This is a genomic window from Clostridium taeniosporum, from assembly GCF_001735765.2.
Taxonomy (GTDB): Bacteria; Bacillota; Clostridia; order Clostridiales; family Clostridiaceae; genus Clostridium; species Clostridium taeniosporum.
The window spans coordinates 1,047,674-1,069,481 of record NZ_CP017253.2; the positions used below are offsets into that span (position 1 = coordinate 1,047,674).

Below are 21,808 nucleotides of genomic sequence, written 5' to 3' on the forward strand. Positions count from 1 at the left end.
CTTTTATATTTAGGATTCCTTGGCCATTGGATATTAAGATTACATTAGCTACCAGCCTAGAAGTCCTGTTATTTCCGTCATAATAAAATTTATTTAATGAGCCCCAAAGAAATATTTCGAATACTAACTCTGTTTTACTGTGGCATCTCTCTATTAGTATAGGCAATTCGCTTTCAAATATTTTTTAAATAATGATTTTCAGTAACATTTTTAATGTGATATAAAGAATAAATAAGATTTCAATTTATGTAAAAAAGGATATAACGAGGAATTAAAGAATACATAATAGATATTATAGTTTTTGACGTACATAGGAGATTGACATATTTTTTTAGAGGACTTTATAGATTGTCATAAGGGATTGCTTTGTGAAAGTATGATACCGACATTATAAGACATTGTCGTATTAAGTGTGATTTATTTATGGATAAATCAGTATAAAGTTGTTTACTTGAATAAAATAAATTAACACATACTTAACGGTAAAGAGGTGTAAGAATGAAGAAGATATTAATAGTTGAGGATAATAAAGAGTTAAACATATTACTTTCAAATATAATAAAAGAAGCGGGATATCTTACCAAATCGTTATATGATGGATTAGATGTAATTAAAGAATTCAAAGAAAATAAATATGATATGATTATTTTGGATATAATGCTTCCATATAAAAGTGGAGATATGATTTTAAAAGAAATTAGAAAAGATTACGATGTTCCTGTTATTATTATTTCAGCTAAGGATTTGACGGGAACAAAAGTATATATGTTAAAGAATGGTGCTGATGATTATATTACTAAACCATTTAATATTGATGAAGTTATCGCAAGAATAGAGACAAATCTTAGAAGATATAAAAATAGTAAAACAGTAAATGAAATGTTATATTATAAAGATATAAAACTTGATACCAGATTAAAAAGAGTAATAGTTGATAAGAATGAAGTTAATCTTACAGTTAAAGAATATCACATTCTTGAATTATTGATGAAAAATCAGGAGAGAGTATATTCAAAAGCAAATTTATATGAAATTATATGGGAAAGTGAGTTTTTAGGTGATGATAAAACTATTAAAACCCATATAAGTAGATTGAGAAATAAATTAAAAGAAGCAAATAAAGATGAAGAGTATATTGAAACTGTATGGGGAATAGGATATAGGTTAATTAAACAATAAAGGATTATTGCTTTGAGTATAATCTTAATAGCTGAGATAGATAAGTATTTTTATTATCTCAGCTTATTTTATTAGTATACATGTAATTTATGATACTTAGGTCTATTTTTTATCTCTTTTGTAACATTTTATTACTTAATTGTTACTTTTATGTAACCTTCTAAATTTATAATTTATTATGATGAAAGGGGAAGAAAAATGAATAATAAAATTTTAGAAATTATCAAAGTAACAAAAGTATATAAAACTAACAGTATCATAAGAAAAATAACAAATAAAAATAGCAATGGAATTGTTTTAGAAAATGTGAACTTTTCTTTAGAGAAGGGAAAAATTTATGGACTTATTGGAAGAAATGGCTCTGGAAAAAGTACTCTTATTAAAATAATATCTGGTCTATCTAATACTACAGAAGGAAAAATAAGAATCTTTGGAGAAGACGATGAAGATAATTTAAGACAAGCAAGAAAAACTATAGGATTTTTAGTTGAAGAACCAGCGTTACATTTAGGAATGACAGCGAAAGAAAATATGCAATTATTTCAAAAGATAAAAGGTATATCTGACAATAGCAGTATTGATGAAATATTAAAAATGGTAAATTTACATGATTGTAATAAAAAGAAAGTACGTAATTTTTCATTAGGAATGAAGCAAAGATTGGGAGTTGCGTTAGCACTTGTAGGTAATCCGGAAATTTTAATATTAGATGAGCCTATGAATAGTATTGATCCTTATGGAGTTGTAGAAATAAGAAATATTCTAAAAAAAATATGTTCAGAAAGAAATATTACTATGCTTGTAACTGAACATGATTTAAATAATTTGTATTTATTAGCAACGGATTATATTATTATAGATAAAGGACATATAAAGGATGAAATTACTTTAGAACAATTAAAGGAAAAGTGTAAAAAATATATATTATTACATACAGATGAACCAGAGAGAATGGCTTGTATTTTAGAGGATGTTTTAAAAACAACAAATTATAGAGTCATGCCAGATAAGTCGATTAGATTATATGATTATATTGATGATGCTAAATTGTTAGCAAGAACTTTTTTAGATAAGAAGATTTTAGTTACAAATTTATCATATGAGTGTGGTACTTTAGAAGATTATTTTCTTAGTGTTGTAAGGAGGGCGTAATGTATAATTTATTAATCGCAGAATGTATGAAAATAAAAAAGAATATTGCTCTAAAAATGTTAATTATAGGAATATGTGTTATAAGCGTTACATTATCATTAAATAATATTTATTCAATAAAATTATGTTATGAAGATTTATCTCAAATTGAAAGTTATTCAGGAGCAGGCCAATTTTGCGCTGCTCTAGCAATGAGGCATAATTTTATAAATATTAGTATACTCCTTAGTGTGTTTGGAGCAATATATATATGTTATGATTTTGAAAGAAAGTTATGTCAAAGTGCTGTTTATGCAGGATGTAATAAATTGGATATATTTTTTAGCAAAACGATTATATATTTTATTATATCAGCGGTATTATTATTAATATATTCAGTTATTTCTACATTAATACCAAGTATTATTTTCTCTGATTATATTAAATATAATAGTAGTATGATTTTACAAATGATAAAAATATATTTTGTAAGTATTATATATCATTTTGCTCGGTTATCACCTATAATTTTAATAGCATATTTTATGAGAAAAACAGGAATCACAATAATATTATGGGGGATAGTTTATATAGCGGTTGATAAATTCTGGCAAGGAAGCGTTGAATTATTTCCTGTAATAGATAAAGTATATGTTAATACTATTTGGCAAATTAATAAATGTATAACTCCAAATATGACATATTTAAGCGCATTTAGAGTTGTTGGGGTTAGTTTAATGTATATAATCGCTTTTGTTGGTATAGCTTATATGCTTTTTAAAAGAGAAGAATTAAAATAATTTATTTACAATATATATAATTCTGATAAATATAATTTAGGTAGTTGAGGTATTAGAAAGGAGGTATTCATAAAATTATTACATTAATTATAGTTATAAGTTCTATAACAATATTAATATTAATTTTATATATTTATTTTTTAAATAGAACAATAAAAGATATTAATAAGCAGATTGCTTTTAGAATAAATAAAAAAATAGAATCATTTATTAGCATATCTATGTTCAATAAAAATTTAACTGATCTTACTGGAAATTTAAATAAGCTACTAATTTTTGAAGAAAAATCAAGAATTCAGAGTGCTCGTCAGGAAAAAAAGATTAAAGAAATGATTACTAATATATCTCATGATTTAAGAACTCCACTTACTGCTGTCAAAGGATATATGGAACTCTTAGTTAGGAATTTACAAGAAGAAAAACAAAAGAAAACTGCTGAAACTATAATAAAACATATAGATCAATTGAACAAGCTTATAAATTGTTTTTTCGAACTTTCGTACCTTGAAATATCTGATGATAATATTGAACTTTCTAAAGTTAATTTAACCAATACTTTATGTAATAGTATTGTGAATTATATATATGAATTTGAAAAGAAAGATATAAAGGTTGAAATAAATACTGAACAGCCTCTTTATGTTGTTGGGAATGAAGAAATGATAAAACGTATAATTGAAAATCTTATAAAGAACTGCTTAGTTCATTCGTATGGAAATGTAAAAGTTAATATTAGTGAAGAAGATGAAAATATAGTATTATCATTTGCAAATAAAGTGAAAGAAACAGAAAAAATAGATACGGATAATTTATTTGATAAATTTTATGTGGCTGATAAGTCTAGAAATAAAATAACAACTGGACTTGGATTGTCTATAGTAAAAAAACTTTGTGAGAAAATGAATGGTAGTGTTAAAGCTATGCTTAATGGAAGTATATTGGATATCAAGGTTATATTATTAAAATCAGATAAATGAAGTAATCTAGCAAATTAAGAAGTTCTTTAATGGGCTTAAATATTGTAAACCTACTAAATAAAATTAAGTAAAAATTTAATAAAAATAATTATATTTTTTATTTAAAAATGGGTATAACAAATAGAGGTTAGGAGACCTAATCTCTATTTGTAAAAAAATATGTAAAATATACTTATTTTCTATGATAGTGCATTTTAACTTGAATAATTTTACAGTTAAATAACCAAATAGATCTCTAAGCTATTAGAATACAATTTACAATAGGTATAATTGTAAGATATCTGTTGATGCTCTTTTCACTTCTTACTTGATATCCATTAAGACCTAAATAAGATTTACAACCTCTAAAAAATGGCTCAATCGCCCATCGGTCAGTATATTGAGTTAAGATATCTAAAGGATTTAGTGGTGTATCTAAAGAAATAATGTTTTTAATGCTCCTTCTTTTTAAAATGAATCTTTAGGATAGCTAAGAACAATTGAAACATTTTGTCTATCTTTTAAATCACCAAAATAGTTATAAATATAGTATTGTTTATTTTTAACGGTGACAAGGTTAAAATCATCTATATTTAAAGTTGTTGCAAATTTGTGAAGTTTGATTCCTAATCTTTTATGTCCTTCAGGATAAATAACTATATTAGTTTTTAAAGCTCCTATATGGCTGTAATCAGCTTTTAAGGAACTATTAAAATAGCTTTACAACTATAACCAGCTATCGCACAAAATATAACCTTTATTTTCAGGTTTAGGTAGTGATTCAACTAAATTTTCAGCCAATTCTATTTTACTCATAGAATTTTTATCATAAATATATATTGAATAAGGAAGTATTAACCTATCACAAGAAAGTAATGAAACTAAAATTTTATGACCATATACTGTTTTACCTTTTAAATGAGAATTATGAACTGAACACTTTTCAATAATATTTTTAGCCTTTGACGAGGGCTTAGTTTTCTCTGAAATAGTATCATCAATAATAAAATATATTGGTTTCTTAGTTTCTTTTGATTTATTCCATATTAGTTCTAAAACTAGTGATTTCAATGATTTGCAGTTCTAGATTCTAATTATAATATTATTAGGAAAAAGAATTAAATAAAGAATAAAGTGGGCATTTGGGAATTGAAATAAATTGTAATGATAAGTATATTACAGAATATAAAGATTTTGGGGTTAGATAAATTGTATATATTAAAATTTTTAATATAGATTTTAAATAGGAGTGTGTTATAAAAAGTGATTAGTAAATTAAGAATTTCAGGAGTTATATTACTAACAATAGTTATTTGTTACTCAGGATTGTTTATGGCAAAAAAATTTGGAATAACTGAAGGGATAATTACAAATATAATATTATATGGTTCTATGCTTATAAGCACATTTATATTTTTAAAAATAATAGATAAAAAAAGTTTTGAAAGTATAGGTTTAAGAAGCCAAAAAGGATTAAAAAAATATTGTATAGCATTAGCTATTATTGCAATAATACCTATAGGAATTAGTTTTTTATTTAATGGTACAATTAATTTTAAGAAAATGTTTCCTTTAGAACTAATAAAAATTGCTTTATTTAACTTTATGGTAGGTTTTTCAGAAGAGTTTTTTGTTAGGGGATATATATATTCAGCTATAAATAATGAAAAGTTAAAAATTCCACTTTCAGCAGCATTATTTTCATTACTTCATATAATAAGTCCTGAGTTTAATTTTATGTTATTTATACTTTTATTTTTAATAGGAATTTTTTTTGCATTAGCCTTTTATTTTATTAAAAATTTATGGCCATTAATAATTTTTCATTCAGTTTGGAATATTTTCACCAATATAACAGATTCTTATCAAAATATATTAATATCATTAACAACATATATTATTATGATAGGTGTAATAATAATTTTGAATAAAAAAGATTTTATTATAAAATCTCTTTAGCGGAAAAAGTAATAATAATTATAATAAAAATAAACTCTTACAAATGTAAGAGTTTATTTTTTATGGTTGCGGGAGCAGGACTTGAACCTACGACCTTTGGGTTATGAGCCCAACGAGCTACCAGCTGCTCCATCCCGCGATATTATGTTTTACAAGCAATTCAATTAACTTATGTATTTAGTATAATTCTATTAATAAATAATGTCAAAATATAATTATGCTAAATTCAGTCATATAAGTTAATGAAGTCTTTTAGAATATAGTATATTATTAAATGCTAAATAATTCTCTCGATATAGAAATAAAATATAAAATTTTAATTTATGTAAAAATAAGGGTATAATAATGTTTAATAATTTAGATAGATTTGGGGGAGAATTATGAGTAATGAACACAGTAGTGTTAAGAAAATGTGGAGAGATTATTTAAATTTAATTGGAGAAGATGAGGGTATTACAAATTTAAAATATAATTTATGGAGTTTCGGTGACAATGAAATTTTAGCTAATGAATTGGTAGAATTGGTTATAAAAGGAGAAAAAACGGCTACTACATCACTTTATTATTTATATGAAGTAGAAAATGAGGAGTTACCTAAAAAAGGACAATTAAATATTATTACAGATTTTCATGGTAGTGCAAAGTGTATAACAAAGACTAAATCTGTTAATGTATTACCTTTTTGTGGTGTTAAAGCTGAGTTTGCTTTTAAGGAAGGGGAAGGAGATAAATCTTTAGAATATTGGAAAACAGGACATATAGATTTTTTTAATAGAAGTTTGCAAAAATATACTAAAGAATTTTCAGAAGATATGATGGTAGTATGTGAAGAATTTGAAGTGATTTATAATTAAAAGAAAAAATAGTTGATAAATTTGGTGAGAGAACTTATAATTTAATATAATAATAATCAACCATATTAAAATGTGTTAGATTATAAGAAAACTTTGCAAAAAAATATTGGGGTGATAAAATGAACTTTGAACACATAAGCAGAGAAGATAATGAAATTTATGCTTTAATTGAAAAGGAATTAGAAAGACAACAAAATGGAATTGAGCTAATAGCTTCAGAAAATGTCGCAAGTGAAGCAGTAATGGAGGCTATGGGTTCCTATTTAACAAATAAATATGCTGAAGGATATCCAGGAAAAAGATATTATGGAGGATGTCACGTAGTAGATGGTGTTGAAGAAATAGCACGTGAGAGAGCTAAGAAATTATTTGGAGCAGAGCATGCAAATGTTCAACCACATTCTGGTTCACAAGCCAATATGGCTGTTTATTTTACAGTATTAGAACATGGTGACACTGTATTAGGTATGAATTTAAGCCATGGAGGTCATTTAACTCATGGTTCACCAGTTAATTTCTCAGGAAAATTATTTAACTTTGTATCATATGGAGTAGATAAAGAAACAGAAGAAATAAATTACGATACGGTAAGAGAATTAGCTATAAAACATAAACCTAAGCTAATAGTTGCAGGTGCAAGTGCATATTCAAGAGTAATAAATTTTGAAAAGTTTAGACAAATTGCTGATGAAGTTGGAGCATATTTAATGGTTGATATGGCTCATATTGCTGGTCTTGTAGCAGCAGGATTACATCCATCACCAGTACCATATGCAGATTTTGTTACATCTACAACTCACAAAACATTAAGAGGACCAAGAGGTGGATTAATACTTTGTAAAGAAGAGTATGCTAAAAATTTAGATAAAAACATATTCCCAGGAATGCAAGGTGGTCCATTAATGCATATTATAGCAGCAAAAGCAGTATGTTTTAAAGAAGCTTTAGATCCAAGTTTCAAAGAATATATGATAAAAGTTGTTGAAAACTGTAAAGAATTAGGAGAACAACTAGTTAAGAGAGGTTTTAAATTAGTATCTAATGGAACTGATAATCATTTAATTCTTGTAGATTTAAATAATAAAGATATTACAGGAAAAGATGCTGAAAAATTATTAGATGAAGTTGGAATAACTCTTAATAAAAATACTGTACCAAATGAAACTAGGAGTCCTTTTGTAACTTCAGGAGTTAGAATAGGTACAGCAGCTATTACAACTAGAGGATTTGCAAAAGAAGATATGGAAGAAATAGCAGATATAATCAATGAAACTATTGTTAATAGAGACAAAGATTTAGCACCGTATAAGCAAAGAGTAGAAACTTTATGCAAAAAGTATCCTTTATATAAATAGTATAATCTAATTATTTAAAAAGCTGTTTAAAATAGAAATACATTTTCTATTTTGAGCAGCTTTATTTATTTGCATGAAATTATAGAATTCTTAAAGTTTAAAAGCTTGATGAAATCTAGTTTTAGGTAAATATTGATTGAGAATTAATGAAAAAATCCGTAATTGAATTAAAAATAATAATATGCTGCACTATTATTCCTGTACTATGTTTGGAAAGGATATATGGCTAAAAAAATCGACGCTATATAGTGGCTTAGCGATTTTTTTATTATGATAATTTGTAAAAATATAATACTCATAAATTCATAGAAAATATTTATAGTTACAAGTTAATAGATGTTTAATTTTTAGGTATGTAATTAACCAGGTCTTAAATAAATGCATATAATAGATAGAATTAATTTAAAATAGGGTTTTATAATGATTAGTAAGTTTATTGAGAGAATATCAAAAGAAAGTCCAGCACTAGAATTTGATAAAGATTCAAAAATAGTATTTATAAGTGATATGCATAGAGGTGATGGGGGAAATGCAGATTCATTAAGACCTAATAAAAATATATATAAAGCAGCTCTTGGATACTATTTAAAAGATGGTTTTACTTTAGTTGAGATAGGAGATGGGGATGAGTTATGGAAGAATAAAAATTGCGTAGATATAGCTTATAATTATAAAGATATATTTAAAATATTAAATAAATTTAATGCAAAAAAAAGGTTATATTTGCTTTATGGTAATCATGATATGATAAAATCTAAACCGAAATTCATACCTAAGCAAGAAAAACTCCTTGCTCAAATAGGATATGGATTTGGTAAAGAATTAATACATCTTTATAATAATATAAAGTTTCATGAAGGACTTATTTTAAGATATACTCCTATGAAGAAAGATATATTAGTTTTTCATGGTCATCAAGTTGATTTAATGAATTGTGAATTATGGAAAGTAAGTAGGTTTTTGGTTAGATATGTTTGGAGAATATTGGAGGGATTTGCAGGTTTTAAAGCACCAGTAAGTCCAGCTAATAATTATGGTAAAGGAAGTAAGATTGATGAAATTTTAGAAAGAACTGCAAGAAAAGAAAAAAGAATGCTTATTTGCGGACATACTCATAATGATGTTTTTCCAGAAGCAGGTAAGGGGTTGTATTTTAATGATGGTTGTTGTGTATTTCCATCATCAATAACTACAATTGAAATAGCAAATGCTGAAATATACTTAATTAAATGGAGTGTGGAAGTTGATGATAAAAATAGTTTATATATAAAAAGGAGTATAATAGGGGGACCAGAGAAAATAGAAAAATATTTAGACTATGCAAAGAGATTATAAATATATGCTCATATATTTTGTTGTTGAAATGATTTGGAGGAAAAATTAATGAATTTTATTGACTTACATTGTGATACTGCAAGTAAAATATACTATGATAAATTAAGATTAAAAAATAATGTTTGCAAGGTTAATATAGACAAATTGAAAAAAGGAGAAGCATTAGGGCAAGTATTTGCTTTTTTTATAGATCAAGACATAACAAAGACTCCTTTTGAAGAATTTCTAAAGCTTTATAATAATTTTAAGAAAGAGCTTTATAATAATTTAAGTGAAATAGAGATTGTAACTAATATAAAACAATTAGAAGTATGCAATAAAAATAATAAAATAGGTGCGTTTTTATCAATAGAAGAAGGGGAGGTGATAGAAGGTAGTATTGAAAAATTAAGAGAAGTTTATAAATTAGAAATCAGAATAATTACTCTTACTTGGAATTATGAAAATAAATTAGGATTTCCAAATGCAAATTATATTTTTAAGGAGAATGGCTTAACTACATTAGGAAAAGAGTTATTAGGAGAAATAGAAAATTTGGGAATTATACCAGATGCGTCACATTTATCTGATGGTGGATTTTATGATTTAGTTAAATTGTGTAAAAAACCTTTTATAGCATCACATTCTAATGCACGACAAGTAACTAATCATCCTAGAAATCTTACTGATGAAATGATTAAATTATTATCAGACAAAGGTGGAGTAATGGGAATAAATTTTTGTTCTAGCTTTTTAGGAAATAAGGAAATATCATGTATAGACGATATATTAGCACATATAAAACATATAAGAAATGTTGGTGGAATTGATGTTATAGCCTTTGGAAGTGATTTTGATGGAATAGATAATGAAGTTGAAATAGAAAATTGTTCAGAGTTTTATAAATTATATGATGCTCTTAAGAAAAATGGATTTACAGAGTATGAGATAGAAAAAATATTTTATAAAAATGTTAAGAGGGTTTTTAGTGATGTGTTAAAATAAATTTACATTATGTTGGATTTTAAGATGAGGATTTGGAGTAGAAAATTGAGAATTAGTGAAAAAGTTTGCGATAGAATTTAAGAAAATATATTATTATAAAGTTTTTAGTATTTTAATAAAAACTTTTAATTCTCATCTTTTTAGGTTTAATTAAAAAGAAAACAGATAAGGAGAAAATAAAGTGGGAAAATTAGTTGGAAAAATAGCAATTGTAACAGGAGCTTCAAGAGGTATTGGAAAAAGTATTGCTGTAGAGTTAGCAAAAGAAGGGGCAAGTGTTATTGTAAATTACTCTAAAGATGATGCTGGTGCAAATAAAACACTAGAAGAAATAAAATCTTTAGGGGGATATGCTATATCTTATAAATGTGATATAGCTTCTTATGAAGAAAGTGAAAAATTAGTTCAATTTACAATAAATAAGTTTGGAAAAATAGATATTTTAGTTAATAATGCAGGAAAAAGCAATATAGGATTATTTATGGATTTAACTAAGGAGGATATGGATAATTTATTAAATACAAATTTAATTGGGGCTATGTATTTAACTAAACATATTGTTAAATATATGATATCAAGACAATGTGGCTCAATAGTAAATATTTCATCTATATGGGGTGAAGTAGGAGCTTCATGTGAAGTTGTTTATTCTACTACAAAAGGAGGGATAAATTTATTTACAAAATCTTTAGCGAAGGAATTAGCAGCATCTAATATAAGGGTAAATTGTGTTGCACCTGGTGTTATAGATACTAAAATGAATGCATTTTTACAAGGGGATGATAAAAAAGCTTTAGAAGAAGAAATACCAATGATGAGGTTTGGCAATCCAGATGAAATTGGTAAAATAGTTTCTTTTTTATGTAGTGAAGATGCTTCTTATGTAACTGGTCAAATTATAAGAGCTGATGGTGGATATATTTAATTAGATAAAATAGTATGTTCACACAAGTATGAGAAAAAATTAATGGACTAATTTTAATATATAAACATACTAAAAAAATAATCATTTATTAAATAAAAATATGATAAGTTTTATAACCATTAATATTTAGATAATATAAATTAAATATCATAAAAAGCAAGACAGTTAAAATACTAATTAAGCTGCCTTGCTTTTTGCTTTATACTTATACATAAGTTAATTTATTAAAAATAAGATCTACTTAACTTCGTATATCCATCCTTTAGGAGCTTCAACATCACCCGTTTGAATTCCTGAAAGTAGTTCGTATAATTTTTTGATTGTAGGTCCGACTTCAGTTTCACTGTGCAATACAAATCTCTTTTCGTTATAATCAATGGCTCCTATTGGAGTAATAACAGCAGCAGTACCACAAGCACCTGCTTCTGCAAATTCATCTAATTTTTCAACAAAAACTTCTCTTTCATATACTGGCATATTTAAGTAATGTTCAGCTATATAAAGTAAAGAATATTTTGTGATACTAGGTAAAATAGATGAAGATTTAGGTGTTACAAATTCACCTTTTTTAGTTATTCCTATAAAGTTTGCAGCTCCAACTTCATCGATTTTTGTATGAGTAGCAGGATCTAAATAAATACAATCTGCATATCCAGCCTCAACAGCTTTTTTATGAGCTTCAAGAGATGCAGCATAATTTCCACCAACTTTTTGTTTACCAGTACCGTATGGTGCAGCTCTATCAAATTCATCTTGAACTATAAAGTTACAAGGTTTTAATCCACCAGAGAAATAAGGTCCTACTGGCATACAAAATACTGTAAAAATATATTCAGATGCAGGTTTTACTCCTATATTATCACCAACACCCATTACAACAGGTCTAATGTATAAAGTAGCACCAGTTCCATATGGTGGAACAAAATGTTCATTAGCTTTTACTACTTGCATACATGCATCTATAAATTTTTCTTCAGGTATATTTGGCATAAGAAGTTTATCACAACTTTCGTTCATACGAGCAGCATTTCTATCTGGTCTGAATAATTGTATTTTTCCTTCTTTTGTTGTGTAAGCTTTTAATCCTTCAAAACAACTTTGACCATAATGAAGAACAGTAGAGGCTTCGCTCATTTTAAGCATATTATCTTCAGTTAATTTTCCCTCATCCCATTTTCCATCTTTCCAAATTGAAATATAACGATAATCTGTTTTTATGTAATTAAAACCTAGCTTACCCCAATCAATATCAACTTTTTTCCCCATTTTACATTCCTCCATATCTGTAGGCTTATTGTCTTTACTAATAACTCTAATTTTAGCACTACTAAGTTTATATTTCTATAGTTAAGCACAAAAAGTTTTAATTTATTACTAAATTAATAATAAAATATTCAAAATGATACCAAATTTATAATTATTTCCAAGGTTGAGCATCAGAAGGCATTCTCCAGTCTCCTCTAGGACTTAAGGAAATACTTCCTACTTTAGGTCCATCAGGCAAAGCACTTCTTTTGAATTGTTGAGTAAAGAATCTCCACATAAATTTATTAAGCCACTTTTCAATTTCTTCATAAGTATAATCATCTTTAAAAGCTTCTTTAGCTAAAAATAGAATTCTATCTTTTGATGATCCATGTTTTATAAAATGATATAAGAAAAAATCATGAAGTTCATAAGGGCCTACGATATCTTCAGTTTTTTGTGAAATTTCTCCATTTGAATCTTTAGGAAGCAATTCTGGACTTACAGGAGTATCTAAGATATCAATAAGTGTTTTACTAACTTCTGCATTAGATTCTTTATCAGCAACGTATTTAACTAAATATCTAACAAGTGTTTTTGGAATAGATGGATTTACTGCATACATTGACATATGATCTCCGTTATAAGTGCACCATCCAAGAGCTAATTCAGATAAATCTCCAGTACCGATTAAAAGTCCTTGTTCTTTATTAGCTATATCCATTAAAATTTGAGTTCTTTCTCTTGCTTGAACATTTTCATAAGTAACATCGTGAATATTTTTATCGTGCCCTATATCCTTAAAATGTTGAAGGGCAGCATCTACGATATTTATTTCTCTTAAGTCGCAACCTAATTCTTTACATAAAGTTAAGGCATTATTATAAGTTCTATCAGTAGTACCAAATCCAGGCATTGTTATTGTAACTATATTATGCTTATCTAAGTTAAGCAATTCAAAAGTTTTAACTATAACAAGAAGAGCAAGAGTAGAATCTAAGCCACCAGAAATTCCTATTATAGCTTTTTTAGCTCCTGTATGTTCAAATCTTTTAGCTAAAGCAGAACTTTGAATATTGAAAATTTCTTTACATCTCTCTTCACGTTCTAATTTAGATGAAGGAACAAAAGGATGTTTATCAATAAATCTATCAAAATTATTTATATCCGTGCAGTTAAATTTGAAGTTTATTATATAAGGTTTTCTACCTGTAAATTTACTTAAATCTCTAAAACTGAGATTTTTTAGTCTTTCAGATTTAAGTTTAAAAATATCAACACAAGAATAAATTACTTCGTTTTCTCTTTGGAATCTTTCATTTTCATTTAATATAGAACCATTTTCACTTATTAATAGATGTCCACTAAATAATAAGTCTGTAGATGATTCATGTACTCCAGCAGAAGAATATATATAACTACAAAGACATCTAGCACTTTGATTTGATACAAGACTTTTTCTGTAATTTTTTTTACTTACTAATTCATTTGAAGCAGATAAGTTACCTATTATATGTGCTCCTAACAAAGAAAGATAAGAGCTAGGAGGAATTGTTACCCATAAATCTTCACATATTTCAACTCCAAAATTAGCTATTTGAGAAGAAAAAATAAGATTTGTTCCAAAAGGTACATTCTTTTGAATAGGTAAATCAATTTCTTGCGTTTCTAAAGAAAGTCCTTCTGTAAACCATCTTTTTTCATAAAATTCACTGTAGTTAGGTATATATGATTTAGGGACTATACCTAATATTTTACCTTTGAAAAGTAAATAAGCACAATTGTAAAGCACGCTGTTTATAAGAAGTGGTGCTCCCATTGCAATTAACATATCACAATCTTCTGTAGCATTTAATATTTGATTTATTCCAGTTAATGATTTATTTAATAAAGTGTCATTTAAAAATAAGTCACCACATGTATATGAAGTTATACAAAGTTCTGGAAAAACTATAAATTTACTATCATTATTTTTAGCATTATTTATACATTCTAGAATATTAGATATATTATAATTAATATCTCCTACTTTAGTTTTTGGGCATGCAGATGCAACTTTTATAAAATCCATATTAGATCAACTCCAATTTTTTAGTATATGCTCTTAGTATAACCAAACAGCATTTGTATATATAATCATAATATGCTGAAATTTATATAAAATCAATTGAAATATGTTCGATAATAGTATATATGGTATAATCAAGAAAAATAAATGATATAATATATTTTATTAAATGATAAAAAATATATTGTAATATAGTATACGATACTGTATAATAAAGCTATATTAAATAATAAATTCATTATACATTAATTAGTGATATACTAATATTAATGAATTTGGAAAATAAAAGAAGAAGGGGGAATGGTGATGGGGAGTATAGTCTTCTGGATTATAATTGCAGTTGCAGCATTTGTAATGGATATTTTTACTAGCAGTTTTTTGTTTGTGTGGTTTTCTATAGGAGCAATTGCATCAATTTTTGCAGCTGGATTAAAAGTTAGCTTTTTATTTCAGGTAATAATATTCTTAGTAATAGGAATAATATCAATATCAATTGGATATCCTTGGATAAGAAAGAAATATAAGAATTCTGAACATAGGATACCACTTATGGAAGAAACATATATAGGAAAAATCATAACTGCAGAAGAGAATATATACCAAAAGGCGACCTTGAAAATTAATGGAATATACTGGACGGTGATTAATGAAGGAGAAACTATTCATATGGGAGAAAAGTTTAGTATTACAAGTATCAATGGAACAAAATTTAAAATTAAGAAATTAAAGGAGGAAAATAAAAATGCTTAAATTTATAGGAACACCATTAATATTAATATTTATAATTTTCACAATATTTTCATCAGTAAAAGTGGTGAATACAGGTTATTTATATGTTGTTGAGAGATTTGGACAATTTAGTAGAATATTAGAACCGGGATGGCATTTCTTAATACCTTTTGTAGATTTTGTTAGAAAAAAAGTATCAACAAAACAACAAATTTTAGATGTACCACCACAATCAGTTATAACTAAGGATAATGTAAAAATTTCAGTTGATAATGTAATATTTTATAAAATGTTAAATGCAAAAGATGCGGTATATAATATCGAAGATTACAAATCAGGTATAGTTTATTCAGCTACAACAAATATAAGAAATATTTTAGGAAATATGAGTTTAGATGAAATTTTAAGTGGTAGAGATTCAATAAATCAAAACCTTTTAAGTATAATAGATGAAGTAACAGATGCTTATGGTATAAAAATTTTAAGTGTTGAAATAAAAAATATTATACCACCAGCTGAAATTCAACAAGCTATGGAAAAACAAATGAAAGCTGAAAGAGATAAGAGAGCTATGATACTTCAAGCAGAAGGTCTTAGACAATCTGAAATAGAAAAGGCTGAAGGAGAAAAACAATCACAAATACTTAGAGCAGAAGCAGAAAAGGAATCTAATATTAGAAGAGCAGAAGGACTTAAGGAATCTCAATTACTTGAAGCAGAAGGTAAAGGTAAAGCAATAGAACAAATAGCTAAAGCAGAAGCAGAAGCTATAAGAAAAGTAAATCAAGCTATTATTGAATCAGGTACTGATGAAAGAGTTATTGCTTTAAAACAAGTTGAGGCTCTTAAGGAGATGGCATTGAATCCTGCTAATAAGCTTATACTACCAAATGAAACTTTATCATCATTAGGAAGTATAGCTGCTATAGCTGATACATTAAAAAATGTTTCAAAAAAATAAGAATGAGTAAATTTTATAAAAAATTAGATGCATTAGAGTTAATTCTCTAATGCATTTTTTCTTTATAAAAATATATTAGAGAATAATTTAGATGATTGGTGTAATAAAAGGTTAAAACAATGTTTATTAGATATATTCAAAGAACCAGTTGGTAGAAATATTGTTTAAAATACTTTGCAATTTACATAATAAATGAATTGGGTTGTATTATAAAATTCAATTGTGCTAAAAATATGTAAAATGAATAAGAATGGATAAGTTTATTCATAAAAATATATATAAAAACTTAAATGATATTATAAAAAAATATATAAAGTAAGTAAGTATAAGCAAATACTATAGACAAATAATAAAAAGTAGAATATAATAAAAATATGATAAATGCAAGAAGTGATATAAATAAATTCATTTTATAATAACTGGGGGGATCGTATGAAAGGAAAATTAGGATTAACAACTAAAGTATTTATTGCATTAATTCTTGGAGCAATCTTCGGGATAATTTTATATAACTTTGTTCCATCAGGTACATTTAGAGATGTGTTCTTAATTGATGGTGTATTTAAGATAGTGGGAAAAGGATTTTTAAGAGCAATGCAAATGCTTGTAGTACCTTTAGTATTTTGTTCGTTAGTTTGTGGAAGTTTAGCAATAGGAGATACTAAAAAACTTGGAAAAGTTGGTATAAAAACAATGGGATTTTACGTAGTTACTACGGCTATTGCCATAACAGTAGCTATTGGAATCGGCAAAGTTATAAATCCTGGAATAGGACTTGATATGTCTAGTGTTAAAATATCAGAACCAACTATAGCAGAGAGCAAAGCATTTTCTGATGTGATTTTAGATATAATACCTACAAATCCTATAAATGCATTATCACAAGGTAATATGCTTCAAATAATATTTTTTGCAATGTTAGTAGGTATTATTTTAGCAAGTTTAGGAAAGAAAACTGAAGTAGTAGCAGATTTCTTTAAAGCAGGCAATGAAATAATGATGAAAATGACAATGATAGTTATGGAAGTTGCGCCTATAGGAGTTTTTTGTTTAATATCAACTACATTTGCAACTCTTGGATGGGATGCTTTTACACCTATGCTAAAGTATATGGGAGCAGTTTTCTTAGCTTTAGCAATCCAATGTTTAGGAACTTACATGGTTATGCTTAAAGGATTTTCAGGTCTTAGTCCTATAAAATTCTTAAAAAAATTTGCGCCAGTAATGAGTTTTGCTTTTTCGACAGCAACATCTAATGCAACTATTCCTTTATCAGTAGATACATTAGATAAAAAAATTGGAGTATCTAAGAAAATATCATCATTTACTGTGCCTTTAGGAGCCACAATAAACATGGATGGAACTGCAATAATGCAAGGAGTTGCAGTTGTGTTTGTAGCTCAAGCTTTTGGAATAAATCTTGGAGTAAATGATTATATTACAGTAATACTTACTGCAACATTAGCATCCATAGGAACAGCAGGGGTTCCTGGGGTAGGTCTTATTACTTTATCAATGGTATTTAATTCAGTAAATTTACCTGTTGAAGGAATAGCACTAATAATGGGTATAGATAGAATACTAGATATGACTAGAACAGCTGTAAATATTACAGGTGATGCTGTTTGTACAACTATAGTTGCTAAACAAGAAGGGGAATTTGATAAAGAAATATTTGAATGTGAAGAAGAAAGTATAGATGAAAATATTGTAGAAGCCCTATAAATAGGATTTGAAAAAGTACCTCGAAATAATTATGGGATTATTTTGGGGTATTTAATTTTTATATAAGTTGAATTTTGCTTAGTTATTAAATCATAACACAGGTAATCCACTATAGATTTTTTTATTAGTTCAATTTTATTTTACAATAAGTAAACATTTTTAATTACTAATATTTAAGATAAATTTAATACTTAAGATAAATTTAAAATATAATTTTTAATACTGATTAGTCTAAAAATGTTGAATAAAATATGTAAAAGTATTAAAATATTATACATAAAGCATATGAAAATAAATAACAAGTTAAAGATGCCACTGATATTTTGTGAAATACAATGAATTGTATTCTACTAATAGCTTAACTATTAGTAGTTTCTAAGGAATAAGTAGTTTACAAAATAAACTAGTATATTGAATAGTTATTTATTTGAATGTGTCCAAACAATATACAGATTTAAAATTCTATTTTTGTAATTGAAAATTGTTATTTGAGGTGAATAAATGAGAAAAAAGAATTTAATGATAGCTATAGGATTAATTTTAATTTTAGGGTTTAGTTTATTAGGATGCAATTTACAAGATGATTATGTTTTAACTGTAAAGCAATCTGAAGATGAAACTCCATCATCAGAAAAAGTTGATGAAATATTTGATTCAGAAGATATACAAGAGTTAAAGGATAAATTAAGAGATACACCATCTGAAATAGCGGACAAGATGGATGAATTTGATGAAGATAAAGAAAGGTTAATGAAAGAATTTGCTGATAAAGCAGATGAATTAACAGATAAATTAAATCAAGCTGATTTAAAAGGAAAAAGTGAAGATTTAAAAGATAAGTTTGATGAAATAATGGATAAATTAGATGAGATTAGAGATGATGTTGATGAAACTAAAGATAAAATAGAAGATAAAAAAGATGAGGATATTGTTGATAAAACTGAGATAACAGATTTAAAAGACCAATTTGAATTACAAGTTGAAAATTTACAAAATGCTTTGGATAGACTTGGAAAGAAATAAAAAATAATAAAAATTGTATTATAATAATATTTTTCTATTGTATGTATAAATACATATTTAAAATAGAGATAACAATAATAAAAAAAGGTTTATGGAAAAACAAATTTCCATAAACCTTTTTTATTGATTAACAAGTAAATAGTAATAACTTAAGAAACTGATTTTTATATATAAATAAGGATTAACTATAGTATGTTCTGATTTGTTGATTTTATACATGTTTTATAGATACTAAATTAGAAAAAGAAGTTGAATTCATCGCTTTATTATGATAAAGTAATAAACAAGAGAAGCGACGAAGGGGGATTCAATAATGATAAATAAATTTATAAAAAAGGTATTAATAGTATCGTGTATTGCTACTATAGGGGTGAATTTAGTAGCGTGCAAAAGCAATAAGCAAGAAAGTGTTTCTAACAAAGATGAGATAGTAATAGGAATGGATGATACATTTATTCCTATGGGATTTAAAGATGCAAATGGAGAAACAGTTGGGTTTGATGTTGATCTTGCTAAGGCTGTTGGTGAAAAACTTAATAAAAAAATTAAATTTCAATCAATTGATTGGAGTATGAAAGAGTCAGAACTTAATAATGGGAACATAGATTTAATTTGGAATGGATATTCAGTAACTGATGAAAGAAAACAAAATGTAGAATTTTCTAAAGTTTATTTAAATAATAGACAAGTTATTATAACATTAGTAGATTCAAAAATTAACACCAAGAATGATTTGGTTAATGCTAAAGTTGGAGCTCAAAATCAATCAAGCGCAGTGGATGCTATAGAAGCTGATGGAGATATTATGAGTAAATTTGATGGGGGAAATGTAATTACATTTGAAACTAATAATGATGCATTAATGGATTTAGAAGCGGGAAGAATAGATGCAGTTGTAGCTGATGAAATATTAGCGAAATATTACATTAATGAAAGAGGAAAAGAAAAATATAAAATACTAAAGGATGATTTTGGAGTAGAAGATTATGCAGTAGGAATGAGAAAAGGAGATACCAAATTTGTTGAAGAATTTAATAAAGCTTTAGATTCTGTAATTGATGATGGAACAGGAGCAAAAATCTCAGAAAAATGGTTTGGAGAAAATATAGTAGCTAAATAAAAGGAGGAGTTATCTTGAATTATATATTATCACTAATGCCTCAAATATTAGAAGGCTTAAAAGTTACATTAGAAGTTTTTATATTAACATTAATATTATCTATACCTTTTGGAGTTATTATAGCTTTAGCTAGAACATCAAAATTTCTAATATTAAGAAATTTAACAGGCATTTATGTACTTATAATGAGAGGAACTCCATTGTTATTACAAATAGTAGTAATATTTTTTGGATTACCAACTATGGGTATAACCTTTGATAGATTTACAGCAGCTATATTAGCATTTGTTTTAAATTATGCTGCATACTTTGGAGAAATATTTAGGGCAGGAATAATATCTATAGATAAGGGGCAATATGAAGCTGCAGAAATGCTTGGACTAACACCTAAAGATACTTTTTTTAGAATAATATTACCACAAGCTATTAAAAGAGTTATTCCACCAGTAGTAAATGAAATTACAACATTAGTGAAAGATACATCTTTAGTTTATATAATAGGATTAGATGAATTATTAAAAATAGCTAAAATAGCATCAAATAGGGATGTTACATTGATTCCGTTGATATTGGCAGGAATTGTATATTTATTAGTAATAGGAATACTTAGTAAGATATTAGGAAGAATAGAAAAAAAATATGAGTATTATAACTAGAGAGGGGCTGAGGATATGTTGAGAATTAGTGGAATAAAAAAGAACTTTGGAAATATAGAAGTGTTAAAAGATATTAATCTTAATATTAAAGCTGGAGAAATATTAGTTATTGTTGGTCCATCAGGAGGTGGAAAAACAACCCTTCTTAGATGTGTTAATGCTTTAGAAAAATGTGATAAAGGTAAAATTGAAATTAATGGGCGAGCAATTTGTGAAAATGGAAAATACGTTAATAAAAAAACTATGCATGATATAAGAAAAGATATTGGACTTGTATTTCAAAACTTTAATTTATTTCCACATATGACCGTACTAGAGAATTTAATAGAAGCACCTCAAAGGGTTTTAGGGTTAAACAAGAATGAAGCCATAGAGAAGGCAGAAGAAATATTAGGTTTCTTAGGTTTAAAAGAAAAAGCACAAAGTTATCCTTTTGAATTATCTGGAGGTCAAAAACAAAGAGTTGCTATTGGTAGAGCGTTGGCTTTGGAACCAAAGGTAATGTGTTTTGATGAGCCAACTTCTGCATTAGATCCTGGACTTACAGAAGAGATAGCAAACTTAATAAAAAAATTAGGTAAAAGTGGAATGGCAATGATGATAATAACTCATGATATGGATTTTGCTAAAAAGGTATCAGATAGAATAGTTTCAATGAAATCTGGCAAACTTATAGATGGATTAATATTTGAAGAATAAAATAATTTTACTTGAATTATTGAAGTCTATATGATATGATTAAGTAGTAATATAATTCAAGATTTAATCAGTACTATACATTACCTCTTTTTCAGAGATTGGTC

19 protein-coding genes, 1 tRNA gene and 1 pseudogene are annotated in these 21,808 nt (G+C 26.4%); 17 read left to right on the forward strand and 4 right to left on the reverse strand.

Annotated features, from left to right (window positions below):
- Positions 1-498: 498 nt before the first annotated feature.
- The 4 genes from BGI42_RS05000 (at position 499) to BGI42_RS05015 (ending at position 4,087) form a co-directional block, all read left to right on the forward strand.
- On the forward strand, positions 499-1,179 hold the full coding sequence (locus BGI42_RS05000) for a response regulator transcription factor (protein WP_069679270.1): 681 nt from the start codon (positions 499-501) through the stop codon (positions 1,177-1,179).
- Between the two features lie 198 nt (positions 1,180-1,377).
- Positions 1,378-2,331 (forward strand): ABC transporter ATP-binding protein, encoded by a 954-nt coding sequence (locus tag BGI42_RS05005; RefSeq protein WP_069679271.1) that lies wholly within the window; start codon positions 1,378-1,380, stop codon positions 2,329-2,331.
- Positions 2,331-3,110: an ABC transporter permease gene (locus tag BGI42_RS05010; protein ID WP_069679272.1), complete on the forward strand. Its 780-nt coding sequence runs from the start codon at positions 2,331-2,333 to the stop codon at positions 3,108-3,110. The genes BGI42_RS05005 and BGI42_RS05010 overlap by 1 nt, the downstream gene beginning before the upstream one ends.
- A gap of 221 nt (positions 3,111-3,331) precedes the next feature.
- The gene (locus tag BGI42_RS05015) at positions 3,332-4,087 is read left to right on the forward strand and encodes a sensor histidine kinase (protein ID WP_242984748.1); all 756 of its coding nucleotides are present in this window, start codon (positions 3,332-3,334) and stop codon (positions 4,085-4,087) included.
- Between the two features lie 239 nt (positions 4,088-4,326).
- Here BGI42_RS05015 and BGI42_RS16605 read toward each other — a convergent pair.
- Positions 4,327-5,143, reverse strand: a pseudogene (locus tag BGI42_RS16605) (transposase); the annotation flags it as partial.
- A 186-nt stretch (positions 5,144-5,329) separates the two neighbouring features.
- Here BGI42_RS16605 and BGI42_RS05025 point away from each other — a divergent pair.
- Positions 5,330-6,025 carry a CPBP family intramembrane glutamic endopeptidase gene (locus BGI42_RS05025; protein ID WP_069679275.1) on the forward strand — a complete coding sequence of 232 codons (696 nt, stop codon included), beginning with the start codon at positions 5,330-5,332 and terminating at the stop codon, positions 6,023-6,025.
- A gap of 63 nt (positions 6,026-6,088) precedes the next feature.
- Here BGI42_RS05025 and BGI42_RS05030 read toward each other — a convergent pair.
- A tRNA-Met gene (locus BGI42_RS05030) sits at positions 6,089-6,164 on the reverse strand.
- A gap of 241 nt (positions 6,165-6,405) precedes the next feature.
- Here BGI42_RS05030 and BGI42_RS05035 point away from each other — a divergent pair.
- The 5 genes from BGI42_RS05035 (at position 6,406) to ymfI (ending at position 11,478) form a co-directional block, all read left to right on the forward strand.
- The gene (locus tag BGI42_RS05035; protein WP_069679276.1) at positions 6,406-6,879 is read left to right on the forward strand and encodes an ASCH domain-containing protein; all 474 of its coding nucleotides are present in this window, start codon (positions 6,406-6,408) and stop codon (positions 6,877-6,879) included.
- Between the two features lie 119 nt (positions 6,880-6,998).
- Entirely contained in the window at positions 6,999-8,234 is a 1,236-nt protein-coding gene (gene glyA / locus BGI42_RS05040; protein WP_069679277.1) for a serine hydroxymethyltransferase, read from the forward strand.
- A gap of 420 nt (positions 8,235-8,654) precedes the next feature.
- Positions 8,655-9,569 carry a metallophosphoesterase gene (locus BGI42_RS05045; RefSeq protein ID WP_069679278.1) on the forward strand — a complete coding sequence of 305 codons (915 nt, stop codon included), beginning with the start codon at positions 8,655-8,657 and terminating at the stop codon, positions 9,567-9,569.
- A gap of 48 nt (positions 9,570-9,617) precedes the next feature.
- Positions 9,618-10,553, forward strand: a complete 936-nt coding sequence (locus BGI42_RS05050; RefSeq protein ID WP_069679279.1) for a dipeptidase — start codon at positions 9,618-9,620, stop codon at positions 10,551-10,553.
- Between the two features lie 181 nt (positions 10,554-10,734).
- Positions 10,735-11,478: an elongation factor P 5-aminopentanone reductase gene (gene ymfI, locus BGI42_RS05055; RefSeq protein WP_069679280.1), complete on the forward strand. Its 744-nt coding sequence runs from the start codon at positions 10,735-10,737 to the stop codon at positions 11,476-11,478.
- A 237-nt stretch (positions 11,479-11,715) separates the two neighbouring features.
- On the opposite strand, the gene BGI42_RS05060 is transcribed toward ymfI, so the two are convergent.
- Positions 11,716-12,744, reverse strand: coding sequence for a branched-chain amino acid aminotransferase (locus BGI42_RS05060; RefSeq protein ID WP_069679281.1), 1,029 nt, complete (start codon positions 12,742-12,744; stop codon positions 11,716-11,718).
- A gap of 151 nt (positions 12,745-12,895) precedes the next feature.
- Positions 12,896-14,794, reverse strand: a complete 1,899-nt coding sequence (locus tag BGI42_RS05065; protein WP_069679282.1) for an NAD(+) synthase — start codon at positions 14,792-14,794, stop codon at positions 12,896-12,898.
- Positions 14,795-15,097: 303 nt separating this feature from the next.
- Between BGI42_RS05065 and BGI42_RS05070 the strand changes: the two genes are divergently transcribed.
- From BGI42_RS05070 to BGI42_RS05100, 7 genes are all read left to right on the forward strand, one after another.
- Positions 15,098-15,541 carry an NfeD family protein gene (locus tag BGI42_RS05070; RefSeq protein WP_069679283.1) on the forward strand — a complete coding sequence of 148 codons (444 nt, stop codon included), beginning with the start codon at positions 15,098-15,100 and terminating at the stop codon, positions 15,539-15,541.
- Positions 15,534-16,481 (forward strand): SPFH domain-containing protein, encoded by a 948-nt coding sequence (locus BGI42_RS05075; protein WP_069679284.1) that lies wholly within the window; start codon positions 15,534-15,536, stop codon positions 16,479-16,481. Before BGI42_RS05070 ends, BGI42_RS05075 begins: the two co-directional genes overlap by 8 nt.
- A gap of 432 nt (positions 16,482-16,913) precedes the next feature.
- Positions 16,914-18,206: a dicarboxylate/amino acid:cation symporter gene (locus BGI42_RS05080; RefSeq protein ID WP_069679285.1), complete on the forward strand. Its 1,293-nt coding sequence runs from the start codon at positions 16,914-16,916 to the stop codon at positions 18,204-18,206.
- A gap of 501 nt (positions 18,207-18,707) precedes the next feature.
- Positions 18,708-19,229 (forward strand): coiled-coil domain-containing protein, encoded by a 522-nt coding sequence (locus BGI42_RS05085; protein ID WP_069679286.1) that lies wholly within the window; start codon positions 18,708-18,710, stop codon positions 19,227-19,229.
- A gap of 313 nt (positions 19,230-19,542) precedes the next feature.
- Positions 19,543-20,349, forward strand: coding sequence for an amino acid ABC transporter substrate-binding protein (locus BGI42_RS05090; protein WP_084023842.1), 807 nt, complete (start codon positions 19,543-19,545; stop codon positions 20,347-20,349).
- Positions 20,350-20,363: 14 nt separating this feature from the next.
- Positions 20,364-21,005, forward strand: coding sequence for an amino acid ABC transporter permease (locus tag BGI42_RS05095; protein WP_069679288.1), 642 nt, complete (start codon positions 20,364-20,366; stop codon positions 21,003-21,005).
- 15 nt (positions 21,006-21,020) lie between these two features.
- Positions 21,021-21,704, forward strand: a complete 684-nt coding sequence (locus tag BGI42_RS05100) for an amino acid ABC transporter ATP-binding protein (RefSeq protein ID WP_069679289.1) — start codon at positions 21,021-21,023, stop codon at positions 21,702-21,704.
- The last annotated feature ends 104 nt before the right edge of the window (positions 21,705-21,808 follow it).